Genomic DNA, 20,255 nt, shown 5'->3' on the forward strand with positions numbered 1-20,255 from the left:
CTCGAACCTAGAATTTACTCCTTCTAATTCAAAAGAAACTGGTAGTCCAGTTTCAACCAACATTGTCAATTGTCCTTTGTCCATTGTCAATTTCTAACCCAATTGTCCTTTGTCAATTATATATGCCAATCCTCACTTAGCTCTAATGAAACTTCTAAAACGAAAAAACCAGTCCCTGATATGTAATCAAGTACTGGTTCTTGCGTTTTAATATTATTTAGTTTATGTGAATTAGTTACTTTAGTTTTTATCGGTTATGGTAACTTTTAGTTTAGCTTGTTTGCTTGTGTTTTTTATTGTTCCAGTTAGTGTGTTTTCTCCACTTAATAGTTCATCTATTGTTTTATCCCATGCTACATCTACTTTTCCAATGGTTCCATCGTTGTATGTTACTTCTACTTCTGATGGCAGTTTTATTTCTGCTTTTTTACCTATTATGTTTTCTGGGTTAGTTATATATTCTATTGCTTTTTTTATTACTTTTGCTTCTACTGTGAAGTTTTTCAATTCATTGTCATTGTTATCTGTTATTTTTCCAACTTGTTTTATCACAACTTTATCTATGTTAGTTTCTTCTTGTTGTGAGTTAACATCTAAAGTTAGTGTAACTTTTCCATTTTCATCACAGTTAGCTGCTTTTACTTTATAACCATCTACTTCAAATGCAAATTCATTTACACCTTTTACAGCTTCTGATAATGCGAATTCTACTTTTTCTAGTTTACCTTCTTCATTTTTTATAGCTTTTGCTGTATCTTTTTCATATTGTGGTACAACTTTATCTATTACTGCTACTTTTTTATAATCCTCAAAACCTTTGTTGGTTCCAAGTTCAGTTACAGCTGCCCCGTCTTCAAATTTAATTTCTATGTTTCCAGATGGGTTAGTTGTAAAGTTGTCGTTGTTATCCACTTTAGCAAATGTTAAGGTTAGTTTTGTTTTTCCATCATCATTTTTAGTTATATCGTAGCTTGCTATGTTTAAATCTTTATTATCATCTTTTCTGACTTTTATTTTAGAAACGTCTTTTATAGTTGATTCTGTAACTATTTCTATTTTATTTCTATCTATTACATTAGTTCTATCTTCTATAGTTACTGCATCTTGTTTTATTGTATCTATTGTCACTGTTTCACCTATTGGTGCAGTGTTTCCAGCTAAATCTTGAACTGGTCCTACTCTTAGTGGCGTTGTAGCGTCTAACTGTTTTTCTTCTGGTAATGTTATTTTTATTTTAGAGTTATCCTTTGACATAAGCTCTATTTTTGCATTTTCTATGGTATTTAAGTTAACCCATTTATTTCCTATTTGTACTTCATACAATGATTTATCGAGTATTGAACCATAGCCACTAGTTTTCATAGCTTCACTATATTCTATTATCATTTTGTTTTGGTTTTCTCCACCAAGTATAACTTTATTAATTATTGCTGGAGTTTTATCTGGAGCTGATATTTTAAAGGTACATTCTGAAAGTTTATTTTCATTTACAGTGGTATCTGTAATTTTGTTACCTTTTATTAATAGAGTGTAATCTCCTTCGATTTTTCCAACAGTTAAAGTTGCTTTACACTGAGTATCATCATATGATGCATCTAATATATTTATTTTTTCACCTTTAGAGTTTTTTAACTCATAGGCATTTTTATCATTAGCACCTTTTACATCTTTACTAAATGTAATATGTATTTTATCAGTATCTTTATATTCAACTTCCCATACTTTTGGAGCTGTAGTATCATTTTCAACTTCAAACTCTATTTCTCCAGCTGATAATTTGTTACCCCATAAGTCTTCTATTTTAGTTTCATTATCATATTGGTATTTAATAATGATTTTATGTTTTCCTGGTGTTATTATTTTATTAAATTTAATGTCTATTACATCTGCTACGCCTTCTGCTGTTTCTATTTCACCAGTAAAATCATTAGCTTCATTTACATAGTCTAAATAATATTTCACATTAGGATCTGTAAAGTTTTTAACCTTTTTATTGAATTTTACTTTCCCAGTATACATATTTGCTTTAGCTTCACTGATTATTACTGGTGAAGTATCTTTTTCCACTATTAACTCTTTTTCCATAGTATCGGATTTTAATCCTACAAAATCTACAAAAGATCCTTCCCCTATTTCTAGGTTATAAACTCCATCCTCTAAATCTACTCCTGTACTTATAGTTACAGTGCAATCTTCATAGTTAAACTTTTTATTAGCTACTGTGTATATGTTACTACCCTTTTTTATTTCTATATCAAATTTAGAACCTTCTTTAACTGGTTCGTTAAATATAACATCAAACTGTCTTGGCCCTACTTGTTTAATTTCTTTTATTACCGGTACTTCTGTATCTAGTAATTTTTTCGTAGCCTCAAATTTAGGAAATCTTTCAGATTTATCTTCTGTTAGTACGTTTTGTACCTTTATATCAACATTTTGTTGATTCTTATAATACTTTTTCTCATCTAAAGTTAGTATAACTGTTTTTTTATCTTCTTTAACTTTAGCTGATTTTATTGTTAGTTCTCCATTTTCACTACCTTTTAAAGTATATCTATCTATAGATTCTGCTGAATCTTTATCTACATTCTTATTAAATTTTAGTTGAACTTGTCCACCATTTAAAACCTTTGCAGATAATATCTTAGCTTCTTCTATATCATTAACTTCTAAAGCTTTTATTATATCTTCAACAGCATTTTGATTAATTCCATTTCCTACTTCTATTAATTTTTCAGCTGTTCTTTCCTTTAAATAAGCTTCTTGTCCATTATCTAACTCAGAACCAACTAACATTACAGGGGCTGCTTCTTTACCTGCTAGTGGACCTGCTGCTAATGCATCAACTAATGAACTAGTGTGATTTTCACTTCCTACACCGTCTTTAGCAACATATATCTTTTCTAATTCACTTTGGTTATAAAATTTTTCTAATACTTCTGCATTAGTTTCATTTCTATTTAATCCTGCTATTCTTTCACCGTCTATTTGATTTTTCAAATTTTCAGAAACAACAGTTTCTCCACCGATTATATATTTTGTTGAAGCGTTATCTATAAATTCTTTTCCTGCTTCTATAGTTTGTCCATCAGTTAAAATTATAGCCATGTTTTCTTTTGCTGCTGGTGCTGCTACTGATAGTGCATCTGCTAGACCATTCATTCCATTAACAACAGCAACGGTTTGAATGTTGCCCATATTCTTTGCAACTTCCTCAGCTGTAGTATATCTATCAGTTCCTGATATCCTTTTAACTGTTTTTCCCATAACATTTAATTCTTTTACTACGTTTTCAGAAACTACTGTAGTTCCTCCAACGATTATTACATTCTTAGCATTTAATTTTTTTATTTGGTCAGCTGTAGCCTTTGTTAAACTTCCTGCTTCCGTTAATAGTATTGGAGCATCTTTCATTTTAGCAAGGGGTGTTGCTGCTAATGCGTCAGCTATAGCTGTGTAATTAACTAAAACGACAGTATCAGCACTCCCAAATTTTTCACTAATTTGAACTGCTGTCTCAAATCTATCTATTCCTGCTAATTTTTCTCTTACAATTTTATTTGATTCAAGTGCAAATACGTTAGCATTTATACTTGTTAAGCTAGCACCTATTAAAAATGTTGAGATAACTCTTGAACTTTTTTTCACTAGGCTCACTTCCTTTTCTACTATTCTATATAATGCTCTTGGCATTATATAGAACATAGGGCTAGAGTCTTCACACTTATTCGTTAACACAATATCCTAGAATTTAATTCTCCCTAAACATGATTTATCTAGCTATGTTCTATATTGATACCTAGAAATTATGTTAGCTAAATTTGAAATTATGAAACTTACTTATTTTTTTATTCCAAAGTTTTAATATTTAGAATATTATTTTGCGTATTGGATTAGTTATAAAATTTTACTTTTATAACTAAATTTTATAGCTAACCATTCCTATATTTTGTATTTTCACAGATTTTTTTTTCATTGTCAACGATTTTTCGTATTATTTTTGATTTAATTTTAATTTAATTATTATTTTCTTCAAATTATTCCTTTTTGTATTATTATTCGACAATATATTTGTTTTTGCAAGTCATTATTCGACATATTTCTTATTTCTATTAATTGAAGAAAATCTATTGAAGTTCAAAGAAATTGAAGTTCAGTTTCAACCATCATTTTTAATTTCTAAGAAGACATCTAAAAACCTAAGCAAGTGATTATCCAAAACTTTTACGCCATCACAAGAGGGACAGGTTCATTTGTGTCTATTTTCTTCGTTTAAACTCTAGATTCCACAAATACTCTATTCCCATAATAAGATAAGTAAAGAACCAGTACCCCTATTTGGGTTTTAGTAAAATTTCTAAACAAGCAATTGCCCCTAGTGTTGGCTCCATAACAAATGTGACTTTTTTAGTTAAAAGTTAATAGTGAATAGTTAGCAGTTATGGTTATTACTAATCACTTCGTTCATAGTAATGCTAAACGTACTTTTTTATATAAATTTGCAAAGCAAATTATATGATTAGATTTAAAAGAAAGTGGTTACCACTTTCATCCTGAACTCTTAACTATTAACTCTTAACTTTTAACTAACTAAACTCCAGTTTCACCTTCAATTTTTAACTATTAACTAATCAACCTCCAATTTCTTTCATAATTATTTCCAGCATAAAGAAACCCAATGATTTTTAATCATTGGGTTTCTTTTTTATTTATTATATTTAATAACTACCCTTTAGGGAGTAAAACCTAATAGGATATTGTGTTAACTTTAATTATGATAAATTTATGGTAAGTTTATATGTTTTTATGCTAAAGTCACTGTGATTGTTCCTGTAACTGTTCCTACTGTAGCTGTTACTGTTACTGTTCCAGCTATAGCTGTATTATCTACAGTTAATTCTCCTGTTGATGGATTAATTGTTACTCCAGTAGCTGAAGTTACTGACCATACTACATTTTGTCCAGTCATTGCTGCTCCATTTTGATCTTTTACTGTAGCAATATATGTTTCTGATACATTATCTGCTCCTGGAATTGTTATGTTACTTTGTCCAGCAACTTCTACTGTAGTTACTACTGCTTCTTCAGTTTTTGCTTCAACTTTTGCTTCTGCTGTAAATCCTTTTATTTCATTATCATTAGCATCAGTTATTTTAGCAACTTGTTTTACAACAACTTTATCTAAATTAGTTGCTTCTTCTTGTGATTTAGTGTCTAAAGTTAATATAACTTTTCCATTTTCATCACATGCAGCTTCTTTTACTTTGAACCCTTCTACTTCAAAAGAGAATTCATTTACGCCTTTTAATTTTTCAGAGAATGATAATTCTACTGTTTCTAATTTTCCTTCAGCATTTTTAATAGCTTTTGCAGAATCTTTTACATACTCTGGAGATATTTTATCAACTAAAGCTAATGCTTTAAAGTCATCAAATCCTTTGCTTGTTCCAAGCTCTGTAATAGCTGCTCCGTCCTCAAATTTAACTTTTATGTTTCCTGATGGATTAGTTGTAAAGTTATCATTATTATCAACCTTAGTAAATGTTAAAGTTAATTTTGTTTTTCCTTCGTCAGTTTTAGATACATCATAGCTTGCTATATTTAATTGTGTATCGTCATCTTTTGTAACTTTTATTTTAGAAACATCTTTTATAGTTGCTTCTGTGATTATTTCTAATTTATTTTTATCTACTACATTAGCTTCATCTTCTATAGTTACTGCATCTTTTTCCACAGCTTCTATTGTTACTGTTTCACCTATTGGTGCAGTGTTTCCAGCTAAGTCTTGAACTGGTCCTACTCTTACTGGTGTTGTAGCATCTAATTGTTTTTCTTCTGGTAATGTTACTTTAACTTTAGATGAATCTGAACCTATTAATTCGATTTTAGCATCATCTATTGTATTTAAGTTAATCCACTGTCCTCCAATTTTAACTTCATATAATGACTTATCAAGTATTGAACCTGATCCACTAGTTTTCATAGCTTCACTATATTCTATAGTCATTTTATTTTGATTTTCTCCACCGATTACAGCTTTTTTAATTGTTGCTGGAGTTTTATCTGGAGCTACTATTTCAAATGAAGCTTCTGCTAATTTATTTTCATTTATTGTTGTATCTGTGATTTTGTCACCTTTTACTACTAAATTGTGAACTCCTTCAATTTTTCCAACTGTTAAAGTTGCCTTATATGCACTTGCATCATACTTAACATTTGATATAGCTATTTTTTCACCTTTAGAGTTTTTAAGTTCATAAGCACTTGTATCGTCTGCACCTTTAACATTTTTACTAAAGTCAACTTCTATTTTATTACTATCTTTGTATTCAACTTTTGATACTGTTGGCGCTGTAGTATCATTTTCAACTTCAAATGCTATTTCTCCAGATGCTAATTTATTTCCCCATAAGTCTTCTATTTTAACTTCATTTTCATCTGCATATTTTACAATAACTTTATGCTTTCCTGGAGTTATTAATTTATTAAATTTAACATCTATTTTATCAGTTGTTCCCTCTGCTGTTTGAACCTGTCCAACAAATTCATTAGCTTCATTTACATAATCTAAGTAATATTTTACATTAGCATTTGTAAAGTTTTTAACTTTTTTATTGAAGTTTATAGTTGCTACGTTTCCAATTGAAGTTGCTTCACTCATAACTACTTCAGAAGTATCTTTTTTAACTGTTAATTCTTTTTCCATAGCATCTGATTTTAGTCCTACAAAATCTACGAAGGATCCCTCACCTACTTGTAAATTATAAGCTCCATCTGCTAAGTCTACTCCTGTATTTATTGTTACAGTGTTTTCAGCATAATTAAATTCTTTATTTGCTACTGTGTATACATTGTTTCCTTGTTTTATTTGTATATCGAATTTAGCTCCTTCTTTAACTGGCTCGTTAAATACTAAATCAAATTGTCTTGGTCCTACTTGTTTAACTTCCTTTATTACTGGTACTTCTGTATCAAGTAGTCTTTCTGTTGTTTCAAATTTAGGGAACTTTTCTACTTTATCAGCAGCTAAAATATTTTCAACTTTTATATCAATATTTTGTTGATTTTTATAAGTTTTACCTTCATCTAAAGTAAGTATAACAGCTTTTCCATCATTTTTAACTTTAGCTGATTTAACTACTAGATTTCCGTCTTCACTGCCTTTCAAAGTATATTTGTCTATTGTTTCAGCTGAATCTTTATCCACATTTTTATTAAAGTTTACTTGAATCTGTCCAGCATTTATAATTTTTGCAGATACTATTTTTGCTTCTTCTTCTACATCTTTAACTTCTAGAGCTTTTATTATAGCCTGTACTGAGTTTTGATTTATTCCATTACCTACTTCTACTAATGTTTGAGCTGTTCTTAATTTTAAGTATGCTTCTTGACTATTAGCTAATTCAGAACCAACTAACATTACAGGTGCTGCTTCTTTGCCTGCTAACGGACCTGCTGCTAGTGCATCAACTAATGAACTAGTGTGATTTGCACTTCCTACACCGTCTTTAGCAACATATACTTTATCTAACTCAGTTTCACTATAAAACTTATTTAAAACTTCTGCATTAGTTTCGTTTCTATTGTCTCCTGCTATTCTTTCTGCACCAATTTTATTAACTAGTTCATCTGAAAGAACAGTTTGTCCACCTACAGCATATTTTGTTTTTGCTTTGTCTACAATTTCTTTTCCTTCTTCTACATTTTGTCCATTAGATAAAATTATAGCCATATCCTCTTTTGCTGCTGGTGCTGCTATTGATAGTGCATCAGCTAAACCATTTATTCCATTAACAACAGCAACTTTTTCAACATCACCCATATTTTTAGCAACTTCTACTGCTGTAGTATATCTATCTTCTCCTGCTATTCTTTCAACTGTTTTTCCTGATTCTTTTAATTGCTTTTCTACATTTTCTGAAACTGCTGTAGTTCCTCCAATGATTATTATATTTTTAGCTTTTAATTTTTCTATTTGGTCAGCTGTAGCTTTTGTTAAACTTCCTGCTTCTGTTAACAATATTGGAGCATTTTTCATTTTAGCAAGTGGTGTTGCTGCTAATGCGTCAGCTATTCCAGTGTAGTTAACTAAAACTACTGTTTCTGCCTCTCCAAATTTCTCACTAACTTGAACTGCTGTCTCAAATCTAGTTTCTCCAGCTAATTTTTCTTGAATTACTTTGTTTGATTCAACTGCGAATACTCCTGTGCTTGCAGATGCAACTGTAGCACCAAGTAATAAAGTTGAAACTACTCTTGAACTTTTTTTCATTCTCTTTACTCCCCTTTTCTGTTATTTTATATAATATTCTTGGCATTACATAGAATATAGCCTTATGATTTTTCATGTTGAATAATCTTTACAACAATATCCTAGAATTTTAAATTTTTAACACAATATATAGTTATACTCTAATAGTTATGCCTAAGAATTAATTAACCATACCATAGCCTGATGGAAGTTTTTTATGATTTGTAATTCTTTTTTTCTAATATTTAGAATTTTTTTCATATAAATATTTATTTATAAAAATTTATATTTATACGAAAATTTATCTATTTTTTTGTATATTTTGTATTTTTGCAGAATTTTTATCTATTGTCAATGATGTTTACAAAATATTTTAAATTTAATTATTGTTTTTTAATTATTTTTTAATATTTTAATATATTTCGACAATTTACTCGTTTTTGCAAGACATTATTCGACATATTTCTTATTTCTATCAATTGAAGAAAATCTATTAAATTTTAAAGAAATTGAAGTTCAATTTCAACCATCATTTTTAATTTTTAAGAAGTTATTTAAAAATCTAAGTAATGAATAATTATAAATCTTTATTCCATAACAAATGGGACTTTTCTAGTTAAAAGTTAAGAGTGAATAGTTAAGAGTTGTGGTTATTACTACTCGCTATGCTCCTATTAATACTAAACGTACTTTTTTAGGACCGGCTTTGATTAATTTGGATTTTATTGATAACCTTTCGATTTCACTTTGAAAATAACTTATGGAAATTTCACTTTGGTACGCCTGTCCTTCTTGTTACGGCTGTAACTTTTGAATATAGTTTTAGTTAGTTTTATATCCTAAACTCAGATTTTACTCTCTTAAATTCAAAAGAAACTGGTAGTCCAGTTTCACCCATCATTGTCAATTGTCCTTTGCCCATTGTCAATTTTTTAAATCATCTACCTCAGCTAAATATCTAATCACCCAAAGTTCTGTCTCCATCACAAGAGGGACAGACGAGTAATTGGCTACTTTGCTATACTTTGGGATAGATGCTTTTGTTGATTTTAGTTTTTCTCCAATACTGCTCGAAGTCGGTCCCCATTATTCAGTTTTAGCAACACACATAAACAAGTAATATCTTTAAGTTTTTATTCCATAACAAGTGGGACAGGTTCATTTGTGGATATTTTCTTCGTTTAAACTCTAGATTCCACAAATACTCTATTCCCATAACAAGATAAGCAAAGAACCAGTACCTAACAGGTACGCCGCTTTGCAGCTCAAGTACTGGTTCTTTGCTCGGTAATTTATTTTTATCTAGCCTGTTTTATTGAGTACTAGAGTTTTTTATGGTAATACACTAAATGAACCTGTCCTTCTTGTTACGGCTGTAAACTTTGAATATAGTTTTAGTTAGTTTTATATCCTAAACTCAGATTTTACTCTCTTAAATTCAAAAGAAACTGGTAGCCCAATTTCCTCCATCATTATCAATTGTCCTTTGCCCATTGTCAATTTTTTAAATTATCTACCTCAGCTAAATATCTAACCACCCAAAGTTCTGCCTCCATCACAAGAGGGACAGACGCGTAATTGGCTACTTTGATATACTTTGGTATAGATGCTTTTGTTGATTTTAGTTTTTCTCCAATACTGCTCGAAGTCGGTCCCCATTATTCAGTTTTAGCAACACACATAAACAAGTAATATCTTTAAGTTTTTATTCCATAACAAGTGGGACAGGTTCATTTGTGGATATTTTCTTCGTTTAAACTCTAGATTCCACAAATACTCTATCCCCATAACAAGATAAGCAAAGAACCAGTACCTAACAGGTACGCCGCTTTGCAGCTCAAGTACTGGTTCTTTGCTCAGTAATTTATTTTATCTAGCCTTTTTATTGAGTACTAGAGTTTTTTTATGGTAATACACTAAATGAACCTGTCCTTCTTGTTACGGCTGTAAACTTTGAATATAGCTTTTGTTTAGTTTAATCTCTCGAACCTAGAATTTAATCCCTATAGTTCAAAGAAACTGGCACTCCAGTTTCATCCTCAACTCTTAACTATTAATTCTTAACTCTTAACTAACTAAGGGACTGGCTAACTTTTTTATTTATATAACTAATAAATTATAAGAGCTACTATTTATTTTATGGAACTACATTAGTCGTGCCTGTCCCATTTGTTACGGCTGTGAACTTTGAATATAGTTTTAGTTTGTTTTGTCTCTAAAACTCAATTTTACTCCCTTAAAATTAAAGAAACTGGCAGTCCATTATCAATTTTTTAAATCCTCTACCTCAACTAAATATCTAATCACCCAAAGTTTTGTCTCCATCACAAGAGGGACAGACGCGTAATTGGCTACTTTGCTATACTTTGGGATAGATGCTTTTGTTGATTTTAGTTTTTCTCCAATACTGCTCGAAATCGGTCCCCATAACCAGTTTTAGCAACACACATAAACAAGCAATATCTCTAAGTTTTTATTCCATAACAAGTGGGACAGGTTCATTTGTGGATATTTTCTTCGTTTAAACTCTAAATTCCACAAATACTCTATTCCCATAACAAGATAAGCAAAGAACCAGTACCTAACAGGTACGCCGCTTTGCAGCTCAAGTACTGGTTCTTTGCTCGGTAATTTGTTTTTATCTAGCCTGTTTTATTGAGTACTAGAGTTTTTTATGGTAATACACTAAATGAACCTGTCCTTCTTGTTACGGCTGTAAACTTTGAATATAGCTTTTGTTTAGTTTAATCTCTCGAACCTAGAATTTAATCCCTATAGTTCAAAGAAACTGGCACTCCAGTTTCATCCTCAACTCTTAACTATTAATTCTTAACTCTTAACTAACTAAGGGACTGGCTAATTTTTTTATTTATATAACTAATAAATTATAAGAGCTACTATTTATTTTATGGAACTACATTAGTCGTGCCTGTCCCATTTGTTACGGCTCTACATTTTGAATATAACTTTAGTTTGTTTTATATCTTTAACTTAGATTTTACTCCTTCTAATTCAAAAGAAACTGGCAGTCCAGTTTCCTCCTGAACTTTTAACTCTTAACTATCTAAACTCCAATTTTGTTGATTGTCCTTTGTCCATTGTGAATTTTTTTAATTGTTTATTGTGGATTTCTAAAAATCCACTTAAAACTATCCACATGTTATTTAATAACTTTTCACTCAATTTGTATTTTTTGAAATTTTATCCCCAATTTGCTTTTGTTTTATGTGCTTTTTGTTGATAATCCGAAAAATTGTTTTATTTTTGTGGATTATTTTGAAAATATAAAATTTATGTTTAATGTAAATAGTTTTATCTAAAAACTTAAACAAGCAATTACTCCTAGTGTTACCTCCATCACAAATGGGACTTTTCTAGTTAAAAGTTAACAGTTAACAGTTTTTGTTTCAAATAAAAAAACTGGCTAATGCCAGTTTTTATAAAGATAATTTTTAGAATTATCTTTTATCTTCTTTTATTTTATTTTAGAAAAATTTTATATTATATATTTGTAATTCTTCTAATTCTAAATAATCAGCAACAAATTCCTTTGGAAATTGTTTTGCTAAAATTTCTTTAAATTTTGCTAATTGTTCTTCTTTTGGTTTTTCTGTATTTAGTTCTAGTTTTTTTAGATCTGTTTCAGTGAATAAATCATTTTCTACTTTATAAGTTACATCATGGTTTGATAGATATAATTGATTTTTATCTAACATTAATGAACCTACTATAACTTGTGGTACTGTAGTTGATTTTATATTTGATAATTTATATTCTTTATCAAAATCAGCCAAGTAAATAGTATCTGTTACTTCCCCTGTTGTTATATCAAATTTAAATGTTTTAAATGCAAGTTTAGAAAAATCTTCTGAAAGAACTGTTTCTTGTATTTGCTCATCTTCATTCTCTAATTCATAAACAAGTTTATCATTTATGTATATATATGATTTAGTTCCTTCTGTATCTTTAACTTCTTTAGTATATAACAGTTTATCTCCATCATTATATGTGTTTAGCGAGTTTCCTTTTGCAAAATTTACTTCTTTTTTCGTATTTACATCATAAACGCCATAAGCAAGTACTGACGGATTTATATGTGATTTTATTAATATTCTTTCATCATTTATCCACTTTATGTCAGTTATGATTTTAAATTCTTCATTGTTTATTGGCAGTTTTTCTATTTTTCCATTTTTTAAGTTCTCTACAACAATTTCTGGCTGTTTATTGGAAGTATCGTCTGTTTTAATTTGATAAACAATTTTTTCATTATTGGGGCTTACTGATAATAATTCTTTAAGTGTACCACTTTCACCTAATTCTTTTATCTCTTGTTTCTTTTCATCATAATAGTAAATCTTATTTTGCCTTTCAAATACTGCTTTCAAGTACTTTTTATCGGAAAGGCTTACGTTTGCACTATTACACCCAACTAAAAGCAATGTTATCATCACTATTAATAGCAATGTAACTTTTGAAAATATTCTTTTTCTAAGTCCTTTTCCAATATTCATTCTCACTTCCAACCCCCGAACAAACGATTTTAAAAATAATTTTTTATTAAAGATTACTGTCTCTAATATGTAATTATTTTAGGCATATGAAAACTTATTCATACTATATGTAAATTACCAAATTACGAGAATAACCTAGATAATTATACTCCTTTAGTATTGTACATTCAATAAAGAAAAAAACATTTTTTACAATTTTTTTAAGGAAATTTATGTTAATATTTTTTGAACTTTTTTACATATGTGCACCTTTGAATTTTTTTACATTTTTATATCTATATTCCCATTATATTAATTATAATTCATATACATATCAGTATTGTTACAAAATAGATACAGAACTAAAAAAATTTAAAGAAAAAAACTGGCATTAGCCAGTTTTTTATGCTACTTTATTTTCTTTTACTATTTCTTTATTTTTTTCAGATTTCTTATATATAAACCAATATGTTAGTCCTATTAAAATAGAACCACCAATTATATTTCCTATTGTTACTGGTATTAAGTTATGAATTACTCCCATTACATTTAAGTTCGCTAACTTTTCTGCTGTTTGATGTGAAGCTTCTACATACACTGGGTTACCTTTTGCTAATAAACCTATTGTTAAATAATACATATTGGCAACACAGTGTTCAAAACCAGATATTATAAATACAAATATAGGAATGAATCCCATTAATACTTTTCCTGAAATATCTTTTGCTGTATAAGAACCCCAAACTGCTAAGCAAACTATTATGTTACATAGTATTCCACTAAATAGAGCTTGAGTTATTGTAAGATTAACTTTACCTGTGGCAACCTTTATTGCATATCCTCCAACTGCCCCTGAATTAAAATCTAATAATCCTGCTCCATAAACAAGAAGTGCTATTAATACTGTTCCTATAAAGTTACCTATAAAAACTATAAGTAAATTTTTAGCCATATCCTTTATTGATATTCTTTTTTGAGCTACTGCAACTGATAATAAACAATTTCCTGTAAATAATTCCGCACCACAAATTAAAACTAGTAATAATCCAACTGGGAAAACTAATCCTGCTACAGTCTTTTGTAACCCAAAATTAGTAACGCTATGTGAAGCTACTGCTGAACCAAAAGCACCTAATGCTATATAAGCACCTGCTAAAATTCCTAAGAATAAAGTTTGTATTGATTTATTCTTAGCCTTTTTTACCCCTACTTCTTCAACATATTCTGTTACTTCTAGTGGTGATAACATATTTTTACTCATTTCTTTGCCCCCTTTTTAATACATTTTTATCCATTTGTTTGTATTTTATTTTAAGTTTTACAACTTTTTTAATGATTTATTTATATTGTTCAAAACTTATTTATTAATCATTCATAAGTATTGTTTTACAGTATTTTCTTAATCTCATTTTTTAGTCATATTTAATCTTTTCACGACAAAAAACATTATATTTTAGCAGCTATATAAAAGTCAACTGTATAAATGCTATAAGTTTACATTATTATTCCATTTATTCAATTTTAATCTATTTATTGATTTAATTTTTATTTCTATATTTAATATTTTATAGAATCAAAATTTATTTTTAATTTAATTTATCTTTATATAGTATTTTAAAAATATATATCTTTTTATATTAAAGTTTCTATTTTTCTTTAATTGTTCTTTATAATTGTGTAATAATTTCCATTTACACTTTTTTAATTAATTATTTATTAAGTATTAGATTATGTTGTGATAAGGTATACATAAAGAAACACAATAAAGGTTTATTTGACAATAACTTTTATAAGTTTCTAATTTATTAGTTAGTCAACTAAAATAAATTCTTGGAGGTATTTCATTATGAGTAAAAATGATAAAGATTTACTAACTAAGGAGGCGTTTAGGGAAGCAGCTAATGAAAACAATGGTTCTTCAAAATATCACAAAAGTATAGAAATATTAAAAAATAAAGAATTATTGGACAAGCTATTAGAATCTGCTCAACAAGGTGATGAAAAAGCAAAGAAAACACTAATATTAGGATTTAAACCCTATATTGTAACTTTAGCTAAAGGTGTTTTTATAAAAGGTTATGAACTTGAGGATTTAATCATGGTTGGGTATGAAAGTGTGCTTAAATGTATTAAATTTTTCACTCCATGTCAAGGGGCTTTCCTAAACTATACTATGCGAGCTATTAAACTAAATTTTAATGCCCTAATAAAAAAGGAAGCTGAAAATAATTCTGTAAGCAGTTTATCTTCACCCATTGGTGAAGGTGTAACTTTAGTTGATACTGTTATCGATTCTTTTGATTTAGAAGAGAATTTTTTAAATAAATGTAGAGGTAAACAGCTTGTCGACTTGATAAATGATTTACCTAAAGATGATAGAGATTTGATATATTATTGTTATGTAACAGAACAAGCAACAATAAAAGACCTTGCTAAAATTAAAGGAGTAAACTATAGAACTTTACTTAGAAGAAAAGATAGGATTTTTAGAAGATTGTCACATTTGTTGATGTAACTTTTTTAGTTAAGAGTTGTAACGCTTTGCTAGTTAAGAGTGAATAGTTGGGGGACTTTGTCAGTTAGGAGTTAACAGTGAATAGTTAATAGTTGTGGTTATTATTAGTCACTTCATTCCTAATAATTCTCAACGTATTTTTTTAGGACCGGCTTTGATTGCTTTAAGTTTTATTGATAATCTTATGATTTCACCGTAAAAATAACTTATGGAAAATATACTTTGGTACGCCTGTCCTTCTTGTTACGGATGTGAACCATAAATCTAACTTTATTTTGTTGTGTATCTTTAATTTTGAAAGCTATTTATATAAGTATTTTTGAATCTACAAAAGTAAAACTCCTAAGTATGCAATCACTCAAAATTCTACCTCCATCACAAATGGGACAGGCACGGTAAGTTTATTTTCTTCGCTAACATCTGATGCTCTCCTAAATTTATACTTATATCTAAAAATTCAAAGCCAGTCCCCAACAATTTAAAAGAAAGTGGTTGTCACTTTCCTCCTGAACTTTTAACTATTTTAGGGGACTGGCTAACCTTTTTTTATTTATGGTAACCAAATCTAAAGAGTTACCCTCTATTTTATGGGTATACACCATTCGCGCCTGTCCCATTTGTTACGGCTGTATATTTTGAATATATCTTTAGTTTGTTTTATTTCTCAAACTTAGATTTTACTCCTTTTAATTCAAAAGAAACTGGTAGTCCAGTTTCCTCCATCATTGTCAAATGTCAATTGTCCATTGTCAATTGCATAATTTATTACGGCTGCAAAACTTAATTTTAACTTTTCTTAGTTTTATAATTTAAACTTGTAATTTACTTCTTTAAATTATAAAAAAACTGGCTAATAGCCAGTTTTTTCATAGTGAGAATTTATTTTAAAGCTTTGTTTATTTTTTTAAAGCTTCTTTTACTACTTTTGTTACTAAGTCTTCATCTGCTATATATGGTATTGTTATATGGTCAGTTTCTTTGTTGTCTTGGTTGTATTCCATTGATGTTTCTATTGAGTGTTCATTTCTTGCCCATGCTCTTCTTGCTACGCCACCCATTACATCCCATGCCATAGCTGATTTTATTATTACATCTACTTCTTCACTTCCATCAAGAACAAGTCCAAATCCACCATTTATAGATTTACCAATTCCTACACCACCACCGTTATGAAGTGCTATTAAGCTCATTCCTCTTGCTGCATTTCCTGCAAAACATTGAACTGCCATATCTGCCATTATATTACTTCCATCTTTTATATTTGATGTTTCTCTAAATGGAGAATCAGTTCCACTTACGTCATGGTGATCACGTCCAAGCATTATTGGACCTACTAGTCCTTCTCTTACCATTTTGTTGAATTCTAGTGCAATTTTCATTCTTCCACCAGCATCTTGGTATAGTATTCTTGCTTGAGTTCCAACTACTAATTTATTCTTTTCTGCATCTCTTATCCAGATGTAGTTATCTCTGTCTTGTCCTCTTCTATTTGGATCTATACATTCCATTGCTTTATGGTCTGTTTTTATTAAGTCTTCTTCTTTACCACTTAAGCATACCCATCTAAATGGTCCATATCCATAATCAAATAACATTGGTCCCATTATATCTTCAACATATGATGGATATATGAATCCGTCTTTTTCATCTACTCCATTTTTAGCTATGTCTTTTCCACCTGCATCATATACAGCTTTCATAAATGAGTTACCATAGTCAAAGAAGTAAACTCCTCTATCTACTAATATTTTTATTAATTCGTAGTGTTTTAATAAAGTTTCATCTACTAATTCTTTGAATTTTTCTCTATCCTCTTTTAATAGTCTAGTTCTTTCTTCAAAGCTTATTCCTACTGGAGCATACCCTCCATCATATGGGGCATGACAAGATGTTTGGTCTGATAATAAATCTATTTTTACATTGTTATCTACCATGTATTGTAGTAAGTCAACTATGTTACCATGATATGCAATTGATATAGTTTCTTCTTTTGCAGCTTTTTCTTGAGCTACTTTTATTACTTCTTCAAGGTTATCTGATGCCATTGCAACCCAACCTTGATCTAATCTTGTTTGTATTCTTGAATAGTCTACTTCTGCAACTATGCCTACACCATTAGCTATTTCTATAGCTTTTGGCTGAGCTCCACTCATTCCACCAAGTCCTGATGTTACGAATATTTTTCCTCTTAAATCTCCATCATCAGCAACACCTAATTTTAGTCTTCCTGCATTTAGTAATGTGTTAAATGTTCCATGAACTATTCCTTGTGGTCCTATATACATCCAACCACCAGCTGTCATTTGTCCATAGTTTGCTACTCCTAATTGAGTTGCTCTGTGGAAATCATCAGCGTTATCAAACATACCTATCATAAGTCCATTAGTTGTTATAACTCTTGGTGCTTTTTTTGAACTTCTGAATAATCCTAGTGGATGTCCACTTTCTACTACTAATGTTTGTTCTTCTGTGATGTTTTCTAAGTATTTCATTATTAATCTGTATTGCATCCAGTTTTGACATACTTGTCCTGTTTCTCCATAAGTAACAAGTTCATATGGATATAATGCAACATCAAAATCTAAGTTATTATCTATCATTACTTGGAAAGCCTTACCTTGTAAGCATTTACCCTTATAGTTATCTATAGGCTTACCACTAAGTTTTCCTTCTGGTCTGAATCTATATCCATAAATTCTTCCTCTTGTAACAAGCTCTTCCATGAATTCTTTAGCCATTTGTTCATGGTATTTCTCCGGTATATATCTCAAAGCATTTTTAACAGCAAGTTTTGCATCTGCTTCGTTTAAATCAAATCCTCTGTCTGGAGCTCTTCTTATTCCTTCTACAAATTTAGGCATTTCTGGTAGTTTGTCATCTAATTTGATTACCATTGCATCTTCTATTTTAAAATTTTCCATCATAATAAAATAACCCCCTTAAAATTTAGTCTGTATATGATAAATAAATTTAAATATTATATCCTTTAGTAAAAATTTCCCCACATATAGGACATATTCGAATCAATATTAAAAAGATTCAGTATATTTTGTATAAAGAATAATAGCTATTATCTTTTTCAGAATTATGTATTATGCAAAATTTGACAAGAATATTTAAATATTATCCTACTAAATATACTTAACACACATTTTGAATTAAAATGTTATATTTTATGACTAATAACCCTATATAAAAATATTCTTTATAATTTTCAAAATTCCTTTTCAGTTCAAATTTTGTTAACAATTTATTTTTGTTAATAAATTAGCATGATAAAGCCATAATCTAAAAAATTACTAGGATATGTAATTAAAACTTATAGTATATATTTACTATTTTGTTAATATTTTTATTAAAGAAGTATTTAATTTTCATTTTATTTACTTCTTTAGTATTTAACTAAAATTTTAATTTAGTTAAAGATATTCTTTTAACTATCTAAACTCCAGTTTCATTCTAAATTCTTAATCCTTAATTGTTTTTATTTTATTCCCATAACAAAATAAGAAAAGAGCCAGTACTTGATATGCTTCTTTGCATTTCAAGTACTGGCTCTTTTCTTAATAATTTATTTTAAGGTCTATAGTCTTGTGTTATTTTTGATATTTTATTATTTTCAAATTCAACTTGGAATAGTGGATGTCCACTCCAATTAGTTCTAGTTTTTAATTCATCAAAAGTTATTGGATTAGTTCCAAGTAAATTATTAGGACTTATTTTTTCATCCTCTATTACTTTTATTTCTACATTATCACTAATTTCTACTTTTACAGGAGTACTCATTGGTATATCCTGACCGCAATCTGGAATCCATGGTTCTCTATCTTCTGTATATATTACATGAGATTGTAACTTATAGAAGCTACAATATTCCTCTACTTCTTGAGTATCTTTACTTAACTTATTAAAAGTTCCAATCATGTATTTTTTACCATTTTCTTCGTAGAATGATGTTGCTTTAAATGAAAATTCCTTTTCATTGTTTAATCTTTGCTCTGTAAAAACTTCTACTGAAAACTTTCCACCTAATATATTAACCGATTTATAATCATCTAATTGTGGTTTTGAATTGACTATACTTTGTGATTCTGATAAAAGTATTGGTGATTCTGTTTTTGCTGCCAAACTAGCTCCTAGTAGTGCATTAGAAAAACTTTTTCCACCAGTAACAAAGATATTTTCACCATTTAATTCTTCTTTAAAGTAATTTAACACTTCCATAGATGTTTCATATCTATCTTCGCCAGCTAAACGTATGACTTCACTTCCTTCTATATTTGTTATCATATAGTCGATTTCATTTTGTATCTCGTCACTTATTGCTTCTAAACCACCAGCTATAAATACTTTTTTAGGCTTTATTTTTCCTATTTGTTCAATTGCACTAGGTGATAAAATATATTCGTCTGTTAACAATATAGGATATTGCTTAGCTCCTGATATAGATGACATACTTAGTGCATCTGCAAATTTCTCTGAACTTGCTATTATAACAGGTGTTCCTTCTTTTATCTCAGCTTTTTCTACTATTTTTTTATTAGTTTCAAATCTATCATTTCCACTAATTCTCTCTATATTTTTATACCCAAGTTTGTTAAATTCATCAACATAACTATTTGTTAGTAATTTTTCTCCACCTAATAAATATATTGTTCCATCAGTTTTTAAGTGCGTTTTAATAAATTCTATCTGCTTTACACTATTTTTAGGAGAATACCTAAGTGAAATTATTGGGGCATTATATTTTTTAGAAAGTATTGATCCAGTTAATGAATCTGGATAATCATCTCCCTCTATAAGAATTACCGCATCTATTTTTTCATCTTCTATAAATTTTTCAGCAATTTCAATAGATGTTTCATATCTGTCAGTTCCACCTATTCTAGTAACCCTATCATTAGTAGCATACGCATTTATAGGTGCAAAGCACATTCCTGTAACCATAGCACCTATAAGTAAACAAGTTACTTTTTTATTCACAATCAACCATCCT

General features: G+C 29.1%; 7 protein-coding genes. 1 reads left to right on the forward strand and 6 read right to left on the reverse strand.

Features of this window, described 5'->3' with window-relative positions; genetic code table 11:
- Window positions 1-240: 240 nt before the first annotated feature.
- From KQI36_RS15660 to KQI36_RS15675, 4 genes are all read right to left on the reverse strand, one after another.
- On the reverse strand, window positions 241-3,648 hold the full coding sequence (locus tag KQI36_RS15660) for a cell wall-binding repeat-containing protein (protein WP_342357402.1): 3,408 nt from the start codon (window positions 3,646-3,648) through the stop codon (window positions 241-243).
- A 1,156-nt stretch (window positions 3,649-4,804) separates the two neighbouring features.
- On the reverse strand, window positions 4,805-8,272 hold the full coding sequence (locus KQI36_RS15665; protein WP_216451716.1) for a cell wall-binding repeat-containing protein: 3,468 nt from the start codon (window positions 8,270-8,272) through the stop codon (window positions 4,805-4,807).
- 3,464 nt (window positions 8,273-11,736) lie between these two features.
- Complete coding sequence (locus tag KQI36_RS15670) at window positions 11,737-12,771, reverse strand: hypothetical protein (protein WP_216451717.1); 1,035 nt, start codon at window positions 12,769-12,771, stop codon at window positions 11,737-11,739.
- A 376-nt stretch (window positions 12,772-13,147) separates the two neighbouring features.
- Window positions 13,148-14,005 carry a formate/nitrite transporter family protein gene (locus KQI36_RS15675; RefSeq protein ID WP_216451718.1) on the reverse strand — a complete coding sequence of 286 codons (858 nt, stop codon included), beginning with the start codon at window positions 14,003-14,005 and terminating at the stop codon, window positions 13,148-13,150.
- 585 nt (window positions 14,006-14,590) lie between these two features.
- On the opposite strand from KQI36_RS15675, the gene KQI36_RS15680 reads away from it, so the two are divergent.
- Complete coding sequence (locus KQI36_RS15680) at window positions 14,591-15,259, forward strand: sigma-70 family RNA polymerase sigma factor (RefSeq protein ID WP_216451719.1); 669 nt, start codon at window positions 14,591-14,593, stop codon at window positions 15,257-15,259.
- A gap of 896 nt (window positions 15,260-16,155) precedes the next feature.
- Here the strand turns inward: KQI36_RS15680 and KQI36_RS15685 are convergent.
- Entirely contained in the window at window positions 16,156-18,183 is a 2,028-nt protein-coding gene (locus tag KQI36_RS15685; protein ID WP_216451720.1) for a urocanate hydratase, read from the reverse strand.
- A 652-nt stretch (window positions 18,184-18,835) separates the two neighbouring features.
- On the reverse strand, window positions 18,836-20,242 hold the full coding sequence (locus KQI36_RS15690; RefSeq protein WP_216451721.1) for a cell wall-binding repeat-containing protein: 1,407 nt from the start codon (window positions 20,240-20,242) through the stop codon (window positions 18,836-18,838).
- Window positions 20,243-20,255: the final 13 nt, after the last annotated feature.

Origin of the sequence: Clostridium senegalense, from assembly GCF_018916625.1 — a bacterium.
Taxonomy (GTDB): domain Bacteria; phylum Bacillota; class Clostridia; order Clostridiales; family Clostridiaceae; genus Clostridium_J; species Clostridium_J senegalense.

Coding starts and splice junctions, on each gene's coding strand:
- KQI36_RS15665 (WP_216451716.1), bottom strand. CDS start 8,272: ATGAAAAAAAGTTCAAGAGTAGTTTCAACTTTATTACTTGGTGCTACA.
- KQI36_RS15685 (WP_216451720.1), bottom strand. CDS start 18,183: ATGATGGAAAATTTTAAAATAGAAGATGCAATGGTAATCAAATTAGAT.
- KQI36_RS15675 (WP_216451718.1), bottom strand. CDS start 14,005: ATGAGTAAAAATATGTTATCACCACTAGAAGTAACAGAATATGTTGAA.
- KQI36_RS15680 (WP_216451719.1), top strand. CDS start 14,591: ATGAGTAAAAATGATAAAGATTTACTAACTAAGGAGGCGTTTAGGGAA.